Genomic DNA, 16,572 nt, shown 5'->3' on the forward strand with positions numbered 1-16,572 from the left:
AACGCAACAGCCGGACGGCGGATTTTTCCCGGCGGGTCGGCCGTGAGTCGGCCGGGTGCCCGGTGCGATTCGCGGCAGCGGCGTGCGGCATGATCATGGAGAAGGCGTCGAGCGGGCGGGGGACGGGCGGATGACGGTGGAGGTGCCGCGCGGCGGCCGGGTGCTCTTCATCGGCGACAGCATCACCGACGCCGGCCGGGACCGGTCCTGCGCCGACGACCTCGGCACCGGGTACGCCATGATGGCCTCCGCCTGGTTCACCGCCCGCCACCCCCACCACGGGGCCACCTTCCTGAACCGGGGGATCAGCGGCGACCGGGTACGCGACCTGCGGGACCGCTGGGCGGCCGACTGCCTGGCCCTCGCCCCGCAGGTGGTGTCGGTGCTCATCGGCATCAACGACACCTGGCGGCGTTACACCCGCGACGATCCGACAAGCGCCGCCGACTTCGCCCGCGACTACCGGCACGTGCTGGAGGCCACCCGGCCGCTCGACGCCCGGCTGGTGCTCGTCGAGCCGTTCGTGGTTCCGCTCGACGACGCGCAGCACGCGTGGCGGGAGGACCTCGACCCGAAGGTCGCGGTGGTCCGCGAGCTCGCCGCCGAGTTCGGCGCGACGCTGGTGGCGGTGGACGAGCTGTTCCAGGCCGCCGATGTGGACGGGCGGGTGTGGACCCGCGACGGGGTGCACCCCACCCCGTTCGGCCACGCGCTGATCGCCCAGGCGTGGCTGCGGGCGGTGACCCCGTCGGCCTGAGCCCGCCATCGACGACGATCGTGGTTAAGCTCGACCGATGCACCGTTCCCGGCTGTACGCCCTGATCCTCGACGCCCCCCGCGACGCCGCCGCGCCGGCGGTCGAGTTCTGGTCCGCGGCGCTGGGCGCGCGGACCCGCACCGTCCCGGACGAGCCGCAGTTCACCGGCCTGGCCGACGTGGTGCCCGGGCTGGTCACCGCCGTCCAGTCGGTGGACGACGCGCCCCGGCACCACCTGGACATCGAGACCGACGACGTGGCCGCCGAGGTGGACCGGCTGGTCCGCCTCGGCGCCACGCCGGTCTCCCGGTGGCTCGACTGCCACGTGCTGCGGGCGCCGGGCGGTCACCTGCTCTGCGTGATCCCGGTGGCCAGCGACCCCGAGCTGTTCGCCGCGACCGCCACCCGGTGGGACTGACGCGGCGCCCCGGCCGCCGTGGGCCGGGGCGCCGCCGGAGCCGTCAGGCGGTGTACGGCAGGGTGAGCTTCGAGCGGTTGCCGGTGCCCAGGGTGGTGGCGCCGCCGCCGATGGCGTTCCACACCTCCACCTTCACCGTGCCGCCCGCCAGGTTGCCGAGCGTGCCCACGCCCGAGTAGAGCCCGCGGGCCTCGGTGTAGTGCTCCCACCCGGTGACGGGGTCGGTGGCGAAGTACTGGTACGTCTCCACCCGGTCGAAGGTGCCGTCGCCGGTCAGGTCGTAGGAGACCCGTGCCTGTGTGCCGTTCCCGACGGTCGTGCCGGCGTCGAGGAACAGGTCGAAGCGGGTCTGCCCGCCGGCGTAGGCCGCGGTGACCCCGGTGGCCGTGAAGACCAGCGGGTTGTGCGGGCTGCCGACCCAGCTGCCGTTGGCCGCGGGCACCGGCACGCTGGCCGCGGCGCCCGCCGCGCCGCTCAGCGTCTGACCGGTCAGGTACAGGTCCGCGGCGAAGCCGCCCGGCGGCGGCGTGGTCGGGGCGGTTCCGGTGTACGGGAGCACGAGCTGGGAGGAGTTGCCGACGCCCAGCGTGGTGGCCCCGCTGCCGATGGCGTTCCAGACCTCGACCTTCACGGTGCCGCCCGCGAGGTTGCCGAGCGTCCCGGTGGCCGACTTCAGGCCCTGGGTCTGCCGGTAGTGCTCGACCCCCGTCACGGGGTCGGTGGCGTAGTAGGAGTAGGTCTCCACCCGGTCGGCGGTACCGTCGCCGGTCAGGTCGTACGAGACCCGGGCCTGCACGCCGTTGCCGACCGCGGTGCCGGCGTCCACGGCCAGGTCGAACACGGTCGACCCGCCGTTGTACGCCCCGGTCAGACCGGTGGCGGTGAACACCTGCGGGTTGGTCGGGACGCCGTCGTGGTTGCCGTTCGCGGCGGCCACCGACACCGTGCCGGCCGCGCCGGCCGTGCCGCCGAGCGCCCCGCCCGGAAGTAGGTACTGGGTCGGCGAGAACGACGGGGGCGGGGTGGTGGGCGACGGGCTGGGGCTGGTCGGCGAGGGACTGGGGCTGGTCGGCGACGGCGTGGGCGTGGGTGAACCCGTCGGCGGCGGGCCGGTGGGGACGACGACGCCGCCGGTGGCGTTGCCGCCGCTCCAGGTGAGCGCGCCCGAGGTGGCGGTCCGGCCGGCCGGGACGGCGAGCGTCGTGCCGTCGGAGAAGGTGACGGTCAACGGCTGGGCGGTGATGTTCGACGCCACGTACGTGCGGGCGGTGCCCTTCCTGAAGACCTTGGCGAGGGGGTGGTTCGCGGTGACCGTCGGGTCCACGGTGCCCAGTGCGGCCAGGTTGCGGATCCAGTGGAAGGTGTGTGCCTTGCTCTCCCCTTCCTCGCTGGCGAACGTGCTGCTGGCGCGGAAATTCTGCAGCGCCTGGTCCCCGTCGCCGAGGGCCAGGAACTCCCAGAGGATGTCCTGCCACACCGTCGGCGGGCCGCCCTTGTTGGTGACCAGCTCGTTGTAGTTGGCCTTCACGTAGGCGGGGTCGTTCCCGAGGTAGAAGTGGCCGCCGGTGATCGGCAGCATGTTGATGCCCTGGATCATCTCCGGTGCGGCGGAGAACCAGGTGGAGTAGGAACCGCCGTCGCCCCACACCATGCCGACGGTCCGGTGGCCGAAGCCGGCCGGGAAGTTCTCGTCGCGCACGTCGAACCAGTACTCGGCGATGGCCGCGGCCTGCGTGGTCCAGATGAAGACCCCGGCGTCGCGGACGGCGGTGTCACCGGTCGCCTGTCCCCACTGGATCAGGGCGTTGGCGAAGTTCATCCCCTCGGAGGAGGACTCCTGGTTGTTGCCGGCGAAGAAGGGGGCGAGGCCGGAGGCCCAGTCGTGGCCGGCGTAGATGTCGAAGTCGCGCAGGTAGGGGAAGCGGCTGTCGGCGCGGTCGTAGTTGTTCGCGTCGCGGATGAGCAGGTCCACCATGCCGCCGTAACGGGTGTCGTCGGCCCAGGCCGGGTCGAACTTGGCGACGGTGGCGGCGGCGGCCACGAAGTAGCCGTAGTGGAAGTGGTGGTCGTTGAGGTCCTCGTCGGAGCCGTACGAGGCGGGGTAGCCGATCAGCGTGCCCCAGTTCCGGTCGTAGTGGAAGAGCTGGCCGGTCTCGCCGGCGCTCGCGGTGAGCCAGTTGGTGAGCCGGGCCCTCATTGCGGCGACCGCCGCGTCGCGGACCGTGGTGAGACCGAGCTGGTCGGCGATCTCCGCGATCCGGGCGGCCCGCCCGAGACCCTTGCCGGCCCAGTAGGTGTCCTTGCCGCTGATCCCCTCCGGGTTGGCGAGTTCGGCGTTGAGGTAGTTGGTGACCGTGGTGAGGTCGGCGCCGGACGAGTCCCCGACGGCCGGCACCTCCGGCAGCACGCCGGTGTATCTCATGCTGGTGGTGAACGAGGAGACGCCGGTGAGGACCCGCATGGCGCCGCGCGCCGAGACGTACGTCGGGGTGATCGGGGTGGCGCCGGTCAGGCTGCGCCACTGGTGCGGGTAGAGCGCCACCACCGACCGGGTCTCGGTGCCCTCGCGCGGGGTGGTGGTGACGGCGTACGTGGTGCGCACGGTGGCCGTCGCCGGGTCGTACGCGTAGGTCATCTTCGTGCCGGTGACGTGCGCGTGGGCGTAGCGGCCGTACTCGGTGGCGAGGGCGGCCCGGTCGCCTCCGCCGGGCAGCACGGCCACCGAGAAGTAGCCCTTGCCGGCCAGGGCGGAGCTGATGCCGGCGCCGCTGACGCTCCAGGTCGCGCCGGTTGGCGCGTACGCCACGTAGTCGTGGCCGCGGACCGTGAAGCCGATGGTCGAGCCGGAGTTGGTCCACACCGTGGGCGTGGCCGCGGCGGTGAGCTGGGCTGCGCCGCCGCTGACGGTGTAGTAGCTGAACGGCAGGCCGTGCCCGATCGTGGCACGCATGGTCCGCGTGCCGTCGCTCCAGTCGGCGGTGACCGTCCAGTCCGTCCAGCCGGCGGCCTTGACGACCGGCGCGGCGAGCCCGGCCACCCCGACCCGGACGTCCTCGGTGTACGGGAAGTGGTACTCGCCGACCCCGGTGGCGGTGCCGCTGATCGCCGGCGTGGTCGTGTACGACAGCCCGAGCCCGTTGTTCTCCGCGTGGTAGGCCAACGGGTGGGCCTGCATGTTCTCGCTGGTGGCGCAGTTGTTGCGCTTCCAGATCAGCGACGACCACCAGTCGTTGGTCGGGATCGCACCCTTAGGGGCGTCGGCGGTCGTGAACAGTCGGGGGTTGGTGCTGATGTCGCCGCAGCCCCTGGGCAGGACGGCGCCGGGCGGCAGCGTCTCGGTGTAGCTGCCCGCGCCGACCGTGCCGGCGGTGGCGGTGCCGCCGCCGGCCACCACGACGCCGAGCACGCCGGCCGCGAGGACGGACGCGGCGGCGAGGGCGAGCGCACGCCGGCCGCCGGTGCGCCAGGTGGGGGTCGCCAGTGGAGGATCACCGGGCGAGAGGTCCCGGAGGGGGAGTGTCATGGGGGTTCCCTTCACCATGGGGGAGTGGAGGTGCGGGTGTGGTCCGGCCGGTCGTGAGAGCGCTCTCTTGAGGAGCGAGGTTAGGTTCCGGTTACGCGCTCGTCAATGTTTCGTGACGAAAGAGAGCGCTCTCCGAAACCGTCGGGTCCATGCCGGCGAACCACTCGGAAGCCGCGTGACCAGGACGATCAGGTTTCCCGTACGCCGCCGCGGGTAGTCGCGGCCCGCCGACCGGTACCGAGCGACGGGGGTGGCCGCCGACCATGTGCGGCATCAGTGGGGAGGCCCGCTTCGACGGGTCGCGGCCGGACACCGCCGCCGTCGAGCGGATGACCGGGGCCATGCGCTCCCGCGGCCCGGACGGCGAGGGGCTGCGCCCCGCGGGCTGGGTGACGCTGGGGCACCGCCGGCTGACCGTGATCGACCTGTCGGACGCGGCGGCGCAGCCGATGACCCGCGAGGACCTGGGGCTGACGCTCGTCTTCAACGGCTGCGTCTACAACTACCCGGAGCTGCGCGAGGAGCTGATCTCGGCCGGTCACACCTTCCGCTCCACCGGGGACACCGAGGTGATCCTCGTGGCGTACGCCCAGTGGGGCGAACGCTTCGTCGAGCACCTCGTCGGGATGTTCGCGGTGGCCCTGGTCGACCACCGGCGCGACCGCCTCGTGCTGGCCCGCGACCGGCTCGGCATCAAGCCCCTCTACCTGGCCGAGTCGCCCGCCCGGCTGCGGTTCGCCTCCACGCTGCCCGCGCTGCTGCGGGCCGGCGAGGTGGACACCGACATCGACCCGGTGGCCCTGCACCACTACCTGTCCTGGCACTCGATCGTGCCGGCGCCGCGCACCGTCCTGCGCGGGGTGCGCAAGCTGCCGCCGGCCACCCTGCGGATCGTCGAGGCCGACGGCCGGTCCCGCGAGCGTGTCTACTGGCAGCCCGACTACGTCCGCGACCCCGCGCACGCCGGTCTGACCGCCGAGGACTGGACGGCGGCTGTCGGGGACGCGCTGCGGACGGCCGTGCGGCGGCGGCTGGTGGCCGACGTGCCCGTCGGGGTGCTGCTCTCGGGTGGCCTCGACTCCAGCATGATCGTGGCGCTGCTCGCCGAGGCCGGCCAGCACCACCTCCAGACCTTCAGCATCGGCTTCAGCGGCCGCGACGGCGAGGCCGGCGACGAGTTCCACTACTCGGATCTCGTGGCGGCCGCCTTCGACACCGACCACCAGCGGATCCGGCTCGGCGACGAGGACCTCGTCCCCGCCGTCCGCCGCGCCGTGACGGCCATGACCGAGCCGATGGGCAGCCACGACGTGGTCGCGTTCCACCTGCTCTCCGAGCAGGTCGCCCGGCACGTCAAGGTGGCCCAGTCCGGCCAGGGCGCGGACGAGGTCTTCGCCGGCTACGGCTACCACCAGCCGCTGGTGGACGTGGCCCGGGACGCGGTGGCCGACGCCTTCGCCGAGGCCTTCTTCGACCGTACGCACGACGAACTGGCCCGGGTGGTCGGCCCGGCCCACGCCTGCCCGCGGGACGCCAGCCGGGAGGTGCTGGCGGCACACCTGGCCGCACCCGGCGCCGAGACGGCGCTGGACGCCGTGCTGCGCCTGGACACCCACCTGATGCTGCCCGACGACCCGGTCAAACGCGTCGACAGCATGAGCATGGCCTGGGGGCTGGAGGTGCGTACGCCCTTCCTGGACCAGGACCTCGTCACCCTCGCCGCCGCCTGCCCGCCGGAGCACAAGACCGCCCAGGGCGGCAAGGGCGTGCTCAAGGAGGTCGCCCGGTCGGTGCTGCCGGCCGAGGTGATCGACCGGCCCAAGGGCTACTTTCCGGTCCCGGCGCTGCGCAACGTCGACGGCCCGGTCCGCGACCTGGTCGCCGAGGCCCTCGCCGCGCCGGCCGCCCGGCGGCGGGGGCTGTTCCGGCCGGAGTACGTGGCGGAACTGCTCGCCGAGCCCGACCGCGCGCGGGCCGCCGCCGGCAGCAACAAGCTCTGGCAGCTCGGGCTGCTGGAGCTGTGGTTGCAGGCGCACGGCATCGACTGAGGCGGGCCGGGGTGTCGCCGCCCGCCGCCCGGGTAAGGGGCGGGGGTGAAGTTCCTCATCGCCGCCGTCGACACCGGCGGCTACCGGTTCACGCTGGTGGGCGACGACGGCCAGGTCATCGCCACCGGCCGGGAGTACGCCGACAAGGCCACCGCCCTCGCCGTCGTGGCGGACCTGATGCGCGAGGTCGGCGGCGCCGCCATCGAGGACCGGACCGAGTCGACCGAGCCGGCCGGGCCGACCGCCGCGCCGCCCAGCCGGACGGTCGACGGCGAACCCGACCTGGCCCGGATCGGGCGGTCCGGCATCCCGCCCGTCTGACCGCCGGCCGCTCAGGCGTCGAGGGTGCGGGCGGCGAGCTCGTCCAGGACCGCCCCGACGTCCCCGCCGGTGTCCGCCAGGATCCGCCGCTGCCGGGTCGCCCCGCTGCCGTCGCGGCGCAGCCGGTCGAGCTGGTGGTGCACCACGTCCAGGTCCCCGTAGCTTTTCAGCGCGGGTGTCACGGCGGCGACCATGTCGTCGATCAGTTCCCAGGCCGGCCGGGACCCGCCCGCGCGCAGGTCGACCAGGTCCCCGTCCACGCCGTCGTGCGCGGCGCGCCAGTGCGCGGCGGCTACCAGGCAGTCCCGGATCCGCGGCGCGGCCCGGCCGGCGCGCACGTCCTCCGCCGTCGTGGCGACCAGGGCCCGCAGCAGGGCGGCCACCAGCACCGTGTCGTCGACGGTCGGGCAGACGTCGCCCACCCGGATCTCCACCGTCGGGTAGGCGACGGACGGGCGGGCGTACCAGTAGACCATCTGGGCGTCCAGCATGATGCCGGCGTCGACGAGATCCCGGACCGTGCGGTCGTAGTCGGCCGCGGAGTCGAAGTGCGGGGTCGGCCCGACGCTGGGCCAGCGGTCGAACTGGATCGCGCGCCAGCTCGCGTGACCGGTGTCCCGCCCGTCGTGCAGCGGCGAGTTGGTGGTGAGCGCCTGCACCACCGGCAGCCAGGCCCGCAGGTGGTTGCAGACCTGCACGGCGAGTTCGCGGTCGGGCACCCCGACGTGGACGTGACAGCCGCAGACCGCGGGGTCGTGCGCCACCGGCCCGAACCGGTGCGACATGGCCCGGTAGCGGTCCTTGTCCGGCACCGACCGGTGCGGCTCGCACACCGGCGTCGCCGCCACCGCCACCAGCCGCGCTCCCGCCGCCTCGGCCGCCTCGGCCGCCGCCCGGCGGAGCGTCACCAGGTGCTCCCGCAGCTCGGCCAGCTCGGTGCAGATGGGCGTCACCATCTCGACCATGCTGTGCCGGAACTCCTGCCGGCTCTGCTCCCGGCTCGGGCCGGCGAGCGCGGCGAGCACCCGGTCGGCCACGGGCAGGCTCTGCCCGGTCACCGGATCCAGGAGCAGGTACTCCTCCTCGACGCCGAGCGTGCGGACCGCCGGGACGGGCGCCACGGGCTCACCTCCGGGGTGCGGCGGGCGCACGGCGCGGCGGCGGTCGGACGCGTGCCGGCATGCCGCGCGGGCAGGTCGGCGACGGACGCACCGCCGGGCGCGCCGGCCGCCTCACCTCGACGGTACGGCGCATCCCAACGTGCCGGTGGATGTTTCCCGGGCAGTCCCCGGTCGGGTGGCGCGGTCAGGCGGCGCTGACGGCGAGTGCCTCCGACCGGGCGGCCGGCACCAGGTCGGTGGACCAGCCGGTCAGCGGGTCGCCGTGGTCCGGCTCCCCGGTCGTGGCGGCGGCCGGCGGCGCGGGACGCGGAGCCCGGGCGGCGCGCAGCCCCTCCTGGGCGTTGTTCCAGGCGGCGCAGGGCCAGGCCGCGCCGACGCAGCTCGGGCTGGTGCAGACCCGGTCCTCGTCGGGCTGGTGTGCGTCGGCCACCGCGGTGGACAGGCCCCACAGCAGCGGGTCGGTCACCTCGGCCGGACGGTCGGCGCGGTCTGTGCTGGCTTCGGACATGGAAAGGTCCCCCCTCATTCGAGCCGCCCCTCTGTTTCCAGAACGCCCGTACGCCAAACCTGGTCACGCGAGATCTTTACCGCTCGCCTCCGCCCGGCCCGCGGAATAGGCTCGTCGACGTGGCGAGGTACTACGACGTGCACCCGGACAATCCCCAACCGCGGGTGCTCCGGCAGCTCGTGGACCTGCTCCGCGACGACGGCGTGATCGCCTACCCGACGGACTCCTGCTACGCCCTGGGCTGCCGGCTGGGCAACCGGGCCGGCGTCGAGCGGATCCGGGAGATCCGCCGGCTCGACGCGCGGCACCCGTTCACCCTGGTGTGCGCCGACTTCGCCCAGCTCGGCCAGTTCGTCAAGCTCAGCAACGCGGTCTTCCGCCAGGTCAAGGCCGCGATCCCGGGCAGCTGGACGTTCATCCTGCCGGCCACCGCCGAGGTGCCCCGGCGCCTCCAGGACCCGCGGCGGCGGGTCGTCGGGGTCCGCGTACCGAAGCACACGGTGACCCAGGCGTTGCTTGCCGAACTCGGCGAGCCGCTGCTGTCCAGCACCCTGCTGCTCCCCGGCGAGGAGGAGCCGCTGACCCAGGGCTGGGAGATCAAGGAACGGCTCGACCACCTGGTCGACGCCGTGGTCGACGCGGGGGACTGCGGCCTGGAGCCGACCACAGTGGTCGACCTGTCCGGGCCGGAACCGGAGATCCTGCGCCGCGGCGCCGCCGACCCGTCCCGCTTCGAGTAGCGATCGGCCGTTCCACCCCGCCGCGCCGCGCCCGTGCGGCACCGTGGGAGCCGGCGGACGGGTGACGGGGGTACGGCATGAGCGCACTCGTGCTGATCGCGGTGCTCGGCGCCACCGTGCTCATCGGCACCACCATCGGCGGGCGGTACAGCGTCGCGCCGCCCGTGCTGCTCATCGCCATGGGGGCGGGGCTCGGCCTGCTGCCGCCGTTCGACAACGTGATCCTCGAGCCCGAGGTGGTGCTGCTGCTCTTCCTCCCGGCGATCCTCTACCGGGAGAGCCTGGCCATCAGCCTCCGGGAGATCCGGGCCAACCTCGTGGTGATCGCGCTGCTCGCCGTCGCGCTGGTGATCATCACGATGGTCGCCGTGGCGTACGTGGCCCAGGCCCTCGGCGTCGAGCCGGCCGCCGCCTGGGTGCTCGGCGCGGTCCTCGCGCCCACCGACGCCGCCGCGGTGGCCGGCCTGGCCAAGCGGATGCCCCGCGGCATCCTCACCACGCTGCGCACGGAGAGCCTGGTCAACGACGGCACGGCGCTGGTGCTCTTCTCGGTGGCCGTCGGGGTGATCGCCGGCGGGGCGGTGCCCAACGCGCTGGAGCTGGGCGGCCAGTTCGTCGGCAAGGCGCTCGGGGGGATCCTCTCCGGCCTGGTCGTCGGGGCCGCGGTCGTCCTGATCCGCAAGCACGTCGACGACCCGATGCGCGAGGGCGGGCTGAGCATCCTCACCCCGTTCGTCGCCTTCCTGCTGGCCGACGCCGTGCACGCCAGCGGCGTGCTCGGGGTCGTGGTCGCCGGCCTCGTGCTCTCCTACGCGGGGCCCCGGGTGATCCGGGCCCGCTCGCGGGTCACCGCGTACGCGTTCTGGGACCTGTCCACCTTCATGATCAACGGCAGCCTCTTCGTGCTGCTGGGCATGCAGGTGCCCCGGTCGCTGCGCAGCATCACCAGCCACTCGCCGCTGGAGTCGTTGGGCATCGCGGTGCTGATCGTCCTGGTCGTGACCGCCACCCGGATGATCTGGGTGCACCTGTCGGTGGCCGGGTTGCAGGGCCTGGACCGACGGGAGTCCCGCCGCGCCCGCCGCTTCGACGCCCGGGTCCGCACCGCCGCCGGGTGGGCCGGGTTCCGGGGCGCGGTCTCCCTCGCCGCCGCGCTGGCCGTTCCGGTCACCACGCACGCCGGGACCCCGGTGTACGAGCGCGACCTGATCATCTTCGTCACCGTGGTGGTGATCGTGCTGATCATGCTGGTGCAGGGCACCACCCTGCCGGCCGTCGTCAAGTGGGCCCGCCTCATGGGGGACCGGGAGCGGGAGGACGAGGTGCGGAGGGCCCGGATCCGGGCCACCGAGGCGGCGCTGGACGCGCTGCCCCAGGTCGCCGCCGAACTCGGCGCGTCGCCGGACACCGTCGACCGGCTCCGCACCGACTACCAGGACCACCTGGACGACGTCCGGTCCCCCCGCAGTGAGGCGGCCGACGAGGAGGCCGAGATGGCCCGGCGGTTGCGCCTGGGCGTGCTGGACCGCAAGCGGCAGGAGGTCACCCGGCTGCGCAACCGGAACGAGATCGACGACGTCGTGCTGCGGCAACTCCAGGCCGCCATCGACATCGAGGAGATCCGGCTGCTCGGCCCGGAGCCGGAGGACTGATCGTCGGGGGCTCGGGTGTCCGGTGCCGGACGCCGGGTTGAACCGGGGGCGACCGGGGCGGATGCTGGACAGGCATCGATCCTCGACGATGGAGGAGGCATCCCGGATGCGCCGATCGCTCGCCGTCCTCGCCCTGACCGCCCTGCTCGCCGGCGTCCCGACCGCCGCGCGGGCCGCCACCGCACCGGAACCCGGGCCCGCGGGCCTCGCCGCGGTGCGTACCCCCGGCACCGCCTGGGGTGTCGATCCCGCCGCCGGCCGGCTCACCCTCACCGTCGACGACACGGTCACCGGCGCCGACCTGGCCGCGCTGCGGCGCGCCGCCACCCGCGCCGGCGCGGTGCTCCGCCACGAACCCGGCCGGCTGCGCACCCTGATCGCCGGCGGCCAGGCCATCTACGGCGGGGCCGGTCGCTGCTCGCTCGGCGCGAACGTGCGCAGTGGCAGCACCTACTACTTCGTCACGGCCGGGCACTGCACCAACCTGGCCGGCACCTGGTACGCCGACAGCGCCCGCACCACGGTGCTCGGCAGCCGGACCGGCACCAGCTTCCCCGGCAACGACTACGGCGTGGTCCGCTACACGGGGACGGTGGCCCACCCCAGCGCCGTGTACACCTACCCCGGCCAGGTCACCCTCTACGGCGCCGGCAACGCGTACGTCGGCCAGGCGGTCTGCCGCAGCGGCGCCACCACAGGGGTGCGGTGCGGCTCGGTCACCGGCCTCAACCAGACCGTCAACTACGCCGAGGGCACCGTGTACGGGCTGATCCGCACCAACATCTGCGCCGAACCGGGGGACAGCGGCGGCCCGCTCTACGTGGCGTCGACCGGCACGGTGCTCGGGATCCTCTCCGGCGGCAGCGGCAACTGCACCAGCGGTGGCACCAGCTACTACCAGCCGATCACCGAGATCCTCGCCGCGTACGGCCTCACCCTCCCGTGACGGGGCCGGGCGGGGGCGCGGCAGGCGTCCCCGCCCGATCCGTGGGGTCAGCCGGCGCAGTTGTCGTTGCGCGCGGGCTGGGTGAGCTTCTCCTGGGTGCCGAACTTCGCGTACAGCCGCAGGTAGCACGGCAGCTCGACGTCGCCGTAGTAGCTGACGGTCTGGTTGTCGTAGTGCGTCGTGCCGCTCTCGGCGACCTGCCAGCCGCCGCCGTCGCCCGACTGGATCTCCCAGTAGACGTCGCCGGAGCAGCCCTCCAGGCCCCGCGCCCAGGCGATCATGTTGGCCCCGTTGTAGATCTCGGACTGCACCAGGGTGCAGCCCGCCGCCTGCGCCGGTGCGGCGCCGACGAACAGCCCCGCCGTCAGCAACGCCCCCGCACCGACCGCCGACATCAGCTTGCGCATGGTCCGAACCCTCCAAGGTGGATAGTGGATCACTTCTCCGGAGGGTAGCCGCAGATGCAAACAAGCTTCAATGCCTAACCCGGCGTCCGTTGGAAAGTTTCAGGAGGGACGCCGGGGCCGGCCCGCCCGTCAGCTGCCCGCGGGGACGGCCATCTCGCCGAGCCGCGACCAGTCCTCGCCCGGCACTGTCGTGTTGACGATCCGGGGCGTCTCGGCCAGGTGCGGCGGGAGCGTGCGCTGCGCCTCGCGGAAGTGCGCCGACTGCACGTGCGCCGCGCCGGCCTCGTCGTCCCGGAACGCCTCGACCAGCACGTACTCCGTCGGGTCGTCGAGGCTGCGGGACCAGTCGAACCAGAGGCAGCCGGCCTCGGCCCGGGTGGCCTCGGTGAACTCGGCGGCGATCTGCGGCCAGCGGTCGGCGTCCTCGGGCCGGACCCGGAACTTCGCGGTAATGAAGATCATGCGCTTCAGGCTACCCAGGCCGGCGGCGCGCGGCAGCGGCTCGCCGTCGCCCCCGCTCAGCTCTTCGTGACCGGGGTGAGCAGCTCGGACGCCCGGCGATCGGCGAAGGCGGTGACCGCCTGCTGCCCGGCGCCGAAGACGATGGCGACGCCCAGCAGGGCGGCGGTGCTGTTCACCGTGGTCTCCACCAGACCACCGATCACCAGCATGATCCCGACGACCGCGACCAGCGGGCCGATGGCCAGCTTCAGCAGGCCCTGCTGGAACGGGAGCTTGTAGGGCAGGCCGCCGGAGCGCGAATTGATCATCGAGGGCAGGGCGCTGATGAACGCCCCGAGCGCCCCGGCGATGAGCACGAAGAAGAGCAGCCGCCAGGCCGGCACGCCGGCAGCGTCGGTCGGCGGCTTGAGCAGCTGCACGTCACGGCTGCGCCACTGCGCCAGCACCATCAGCGCCTCGGCGACCAGCGCGAAGACGGACAGCCCCAGCATGCGGTTGCGCAACCGGCGCACCGACTCGTGGAACTCGTCCGACGCCGAGTGGTACTGCTGCAGCAGCGCCCGCACCTTGGCCTGGAACAGCGCCGGCGCCCCGACGTCGGTCGACGCGTCGAAGGCGGTCAGCACCTTGTCGTCGGCCTTCAGGAACTGCGCGGCCGCGGCCTGGTACGCCGGCAGTAGGCCGAGCAGCTCCGCCGGCGTCCGCAGCTCCACCATGGCGCGCTCCACCGCGTGGATGCTCTGCCAGGCGTACTCCAGCCTGCCGCCGCGCAGCCACTCGACCACGCCGCTGCGGCCGAGGACGGCCTCCACGCCGGACAGCTGGGCGCGCAGCGCGGCGACCCGGGCGGCGTTCCCGGCGCCGCGGGCCGCCAGAAAGCTCAGCTGCTGATGCAGGTCGTCGAGCTTGGTGCGCACCCGCACCTGCCACACCGCGGCGGGCACGCTGCCGCCTCCGCCGCCCCCACCACCTCCGCCGCTCCCGTACCCGGTTCCTGCGCCCCCGGCCCCGGCCGCCGGGTCGGGCGCTGCCGGGTCGGGGGCTGCCGGGTGGGGCGCTGCCGGGTCGGGCGTCGCCGGGGTGGGCGTGCCGGCCGCGCCCTCGGGCTGGGTCGCTCGGTCCACCATGGTGACTCCCCCCACCGGCGCGGCTCACCCGCTGCCCTCTGTTCCAGTATCCGCAGGCCAGAGGCGGTATGGCCAGGGCGGATCGGGCAGTTGACAGCTCCCGTGCCGCAGCCGTTCCCGACCCGACGGTCCACCGTGGCGCGGCCCGGCGTCGGCCCGGCGGCGCCGCCCCGGTAGGACGGCCCGCCGTCCGGGCCGCCGGGCTGCGCCATGCGGTGGATGCCCGTCCGGCATCGATCTCGCACGATGGTTCGAGGTGGAGCGGACGCGCCGCCACGGCCCCGGGGAGGACGACGTGCGCGGACAGGACGGGCTCCGCCGGCTGCTGGGGGCCGCGACGGCCGTGGTCGTGGTCGGCTGCCCGGGAACGGCCTCGCCGGCCACGGCGGCGCCGGGGTCGCGCCCGAGCGTGGTGCGCTACGACTCGGCCGACCTGGCCGAGTACGAGCGGAAGTGGTCGAACATCTACGGCCCGCTGGACGGGGCGACCCGCAGCCTCGACGGCGGGGTGCTCACCGTCAGCGACGTGCCGTTCAAGACCGGGGTGGACTACAGCGTCTACGACCATCTCAAGTACATGGCCGTCAGCAACCGGACCTTCCCGGCGCCGCGCCAGGGCTCGGTCGAGTTCTCCGTGGACATCACCGCCCGCACGCCCGGCGCGACGGGCGGGCACGTGGTGCACGGCCGGTACGGCCCACCCGGTTCCGCCACGCTCGCCGACCCGACCGCGCGCCTCTACGCCAGCCCGGTGCTGGAGGGGCAGCAGGCGGCCGTGGTGCTCAACATGATCGACTTCTGCACCGGGCAGCTCTTCGACTGGTTCGTCTCCGGCACCCGCGCCTTCCCGCTGATCGAGCGGCTGCCGAGCACCGTCACCGGCAACACCACCAACCCGGACTGTCCGGGCGCCACGGAGGTCGGCCTGGATCGGGCGTACACGCAGATCGTCCGGGAGGTACCGATCACGCCGGGCGTGCCGCACCGGGCGGCGATCCGCTACCGGCAGGCCGGCGGGCACGCCAGCGTGACGTACCTGCTCGACGGCGTCGTGGTCGCGCGGGTCGACCGGGTGGGCGTGCCGCTGGACCGGCAGGGCGTCCCCTACACCGGCAGCTATCCGTCGCTCGGCGCCGGCGAGCCGCTGGCCGGCAGGATCCGGTCGTTCAGCATGGCGCACGGCCTGTTCAGCCTGCTCGACGCGTTCCCGTTCCAGTACGGGTGCACCCCGCCGGACGCCACCGGGCCCGGCGCCTGCGACCCCCGGTACGCGCCCTGGAGCGTGTCCATCGCGCCCGCCGAGCGGGCCTTCGGCCAGGGGGCGATCGGCTCGTTCCGCGACTTCACCGTCCGCACCGTCGGCCGGTAGGCCGCCCGGTGCTGCCGGGCCGGGGGACACCGGGGACGCCTACCGGTCCGTAACCTGGGCCGGTGACCGTCTACGCCCTCGCGCAGATCACCATCCACGACCGGGAACGCTACGACCGGTACGTGGCCGCCTTCCTGCCCGTCCTGGCGCGGCACGGTGGCCGGCTGCTCGCCGCCGACGGGTCCCCGCAGGTGGTCGAGGGGAGCTGGCCGCACGAGAAGGCGGTGCTCATGTCCTTCGACAACCGCGAGGACTTCGAGCGCTGGTCCACCTCGCCGGAATACCGGGAGATCTCCCGGGACCGGGAGGCGGCCACCGAGGGAGTCGTCATCCTGCTCGACGGGATCGGCCACGCCTGGCCGGCCTGACCGCCGGCGCTACAGCCGGTGCCGCACCCAGACGTTCGGCTCGACGTAGGCGGCGTGGTCGTGCGCCACGTCGACGAGCACCGGCGCCAGCGCGCCCGGCACGTGCACCGGCCCGCTGGTGTCGAACGGCAGCCCGGTCCACCGCCGCCAGTCGGCGAGGGTGCCGGTGACCGCCATCGACCGGGGCGCGACCCGCTCGATCACCCCGCCGGCCCGCACGTGCACCCGCAGCCACGGGTCGACCGGCAGGCCGTCGGGGCGGACCCGCGCCGCGTACTCGGTCATCGGCACCTCGGGGAGGGCGGCCTTGCCGTTCGGGCGCACCGGCGCGACCAGGGTGTCGAAGCCGTGGCGGGCCGCCGCCTCGCGCATCGCCGCGAGCATCAGCCCGGACACGCCGCCGCCGCGCCGGTCCGGCCGCACGCAGATCTCCAGCGCGGAGACCAGGTTCGGGGTCGCGCCGGTGAGGCGGTTGACGGTGGCCCGCTGGATCATCCGGTCCCACCCGCCGTCGGGCAGCTCGTCCTCCGTCCAGCGCAGTGGCACGGCGTACGCGCGGGCGACGGCGCGGCCCGGCTCGGCCGGGTCGACCGCGGCGAAGACGAACTCCGGGTAGAGGTCGTGGGCGACGCTGTAGTACACCGAGCCCATCGGGTCCCAGATCATGAACTGCGGCCAGGCGCCGTCGAAGTCGCGGTCGAGCAGCGGGGCCAGGTCGGGGCGCTGCGCGAGGCTCACGATGTCCAGGGTCACGCCGGGCAGGGTAGAGGCAGCCGACCGGTCCGCCCCACCCGTTTTCGCGCGA

At 74.0% G+C, this 16,572-nt stretch carries 16 protein-coding genes; 9 read left to right on the plus strand and 7 right to left on the minus strand.

The annotated features are described in order from the left end of the window. The first annotated feature begins 130 nt into the window (after nt 1–130). Both GA0070603_RS02210 and GA0070603_RS02215 read left to right on the plus strand, forming a co-directional pair. On the plus strand, nt 131–757 hold the full coding sequence (locus tag GA0070603_RS02210; protein ID WP_091306297.1) for an SGNH/GDSL hydrolase family protein: 627 nt from the start codon (nt 131–133) through the stop codon (nt 755–757). 37 nt (nt 758–794) lie between these two features. Further along, nucleotides 795–1,175 (plus strand): VOC family protein, encoded by a 381-nt coding sequence (locus tag GA0070603_RS02215; protein WP_091306300.1) that lies wholly within the window; start codon nt 795–797, stop codon nt 1,173–1,175. Between the two features lie 43 nt (nt 1,176–1,218). Here the strand turns inward: GA0070603_RS02215 and GA0070603_RS02220 are convergent, their stop codons facing one another. Then, the gene (locus GA0070603_RS02220) at nt 1,219–4,698 is read right to left on the minus strand and encodes a glycosyl hydrolase (protein WP_244282356.1); all 3,480 of its coding nucleotides are present in this window, start codon (nt 4,696–4,698) and stop codon (nt 1,219–1,221) included. A gap of 263 nt (nt 4,699–4,961) precedes the next feature. Between GA0070603_RS02220 and GA0070603_RS02225 the strand changes: the two genes are divergently transcribed. Together GA0070603_RS02225 and GA0070603_RS02230 are read left to right on the plus strand one after the other, a co-directional pair. Then, on the plus strand, nt 4,962–6,746 hold the full coding sequence (locus tag GA0070603_RS02225; RefSeq protein WP_091306302.1) for an N-acetylglutaminylglutamine amidotransferase: 1,785 nt from the start codon (nt 4,962–4,964) through the stop codon (nt 6,744–6,746). Nucleotides 6,747–6,791: 45 nt separating this feature from the next. Further along, a complete protein-coding gene (locus GA0070603_RS02230) occupies nt 6,792–7,067 on the plus strand; it encodes a YegP family protein (RefSeq protein ID WP_091306305.1) in 276 nt (91 codons plus the stop codon). 11 nt (nt 7,068–7,078) lie between these two features. Here the strand turns inward: GA0070603_RS02230 and GA0070603_RS02235 are convergent, their stop codons facing one another. Next, entirely contained in the window at nt 7,079–8,188 is a 1,110-nt protein-coding gene (locus GA0070603_RS02235; RefSeq protein WP_091306308.1) for a carboxylate-amine ligase, read from the minus strand. A gap of 184 nt (nt 8,189–8,372) precedes the next feature. Further along, nucleotides 8,373–8,696 (minus strand): hypothetical protein, encoded by a 324-nt coding sequence (locus tag GA0070603_RS02240; protein WP_091306310.1) that lies wholly within the window; start codon nt 8,694–8,696, stop codon nt 8,373–8,375. A gap of 119 nt (nt 8,697–8,815) precedes the next feature. On the opposite strand from GA0070603_RS02240, the gene GA0070603_RS02245 reads away from it, so the two are divergent. The 3 genes from GA0070603_RS02245 to GA0070603_RS02255 all read left to right on the plus strand — a co-directional run bounded on the left by GA0070603_RS02245 (nt 8,816) and on the right by GA0070603_RS02255 (nt 12,034). Further along, nucleotides 8,816–9,436: an L-threonylcarbamoyladenylate synthase gene (locus GA0070603_RS02245; RefSeq protein WP_091306313.1), complete on the plus strand. Its 621-nt coding sequence runs from the start codon at nt 8,816–8,818 to the stop codon at nt 9,434–9,436. A gap of 77 nt (nt 9,437–9,513) precedes the next feature. After that, on the plus strand, nt 9,514–11,088 hold the full coding sequence (locus GA0070603_RS02250; RefSeq protein WP_167544470.1) for a Na+/H+ antiporter: 1,575 nt from the start codon (nt 9,514–9,516) through the stop codon (nt 11,086–11,088). 106 nt (nt 11,089–11,194) lie between these two features. Then, nucleotides 11,195–12,034 carry a S1 family peptidase gene (locus GA0070603_RS02255; protein WP_091306315.1) on the plus strand — a complete coding sequence of 280 codons (840 nt, stop codon included), beginning with the start codon at nt 11,195–11,197 and terminating at the stop codon, nt 12,032–12,034. Nucleotides 12,035–12,081: 47 nt separating this feature from the next. On the opposite strand, the gene GA0070603_RS02260 is transcribed toward GA0070603_RS02255, so the two are convergent. The 3 genes from GA0070603_RS02260 to GA0070603_RS02270 form a co-directional block, all read right to left on the minus strand. Continuing rightward, the gene (locus GA0070603_RS02260) at nt 12,082–12,441 is read right to left on the minus strand and encodes a hypothetical protein (protein WP_091306317.1); all 360 of its coding nucleotides are present in this window, start codon (nt 12,439–12,441) and stop codon (nt 12,082–12,084) included. A 129-nt stretch (nt 12,442–12,570) separates the two neighbouring features. Beyond that, complete coding sequence (locus tag GA0070603_RS02265; protein WP_091306319.1) at nt 12,571–12,903, minus strand: putative quinol monooxygenase; 333 nt, start codon at nt 12,901–12,903, stop codon at nt 12,571–12,573. A 56-nt stretch (nt 12,904–12,959) separates the two neighbouring features. Further along, nucleotides 12,960–14,030 (minus strand): hypothetical protein, encoded by a 1,071-nt coding sequence (locus GA0070603_RS02270; RefSeq protein WP_244282357.1) that lies wholly within the window; start codon nt 14,028–14,030, stop codon nt 12,960–12,962. A 295-nt stretch (nt 14,031–14,325) separates the two neighbouring features. Here GA0070603_RS02270 and GA0070603_RS02275 point away from each other — a divergent pair, with 295 nt between their 5' ends. Next, nucleotides 14,326–15,399, plus strand: a complete 1,074-nt coding sequence (locus GA0070603_RS02275; RefSeq protein ID WP_139131788.1) for a DUF6081 family protein — start codon at nt 14,326–14,328, stop codon at nt 15,397–15,399. Nucleotides 15,400–15,461: 62 nt separating this feature from the next. Continuing rightward, nucleotides 15,462–15,767: a DUF1330 domain-containing protein gene (locus GA0070603_RS02280; protein ID WP_091306322.1), complete on the plus strand. Its 306-nt coding sequence runs from the start codon at nt 15,462–15,464 to the stop codon at nt 15,765–15,767. Nucleotides 15,768–15,776: 9 nt separating this feature from the next. Here GA0070603_RS02280 and GA0070603_RS02285 read toward each other — a convergent pair whose 3' ends face one another. Further along, nucleotides 15,777–16,520: an N-acetyltransferase gene (locus GA0070603_RS02285; RefSeq protein WP_244282358.1), complete on the minus strand. Its 744-nt coding sequence runs from the start codon at nt 16,518–16,520 to the stop codon at nt 15,777–15,779. Between the last annotated feature and the right edge of the window lie 52 nt (nt 16,521–16,572).

It is taken from the genome of Micromonospora chersina, from assembly GCF_900091475.1.
Taxonomy (GTDB): Bacteria; Actinomycetota; Actinomycetes; order Mycobacteriales; family Micromonosporaceae; genus Micromonospora; species Micromonospora chersina.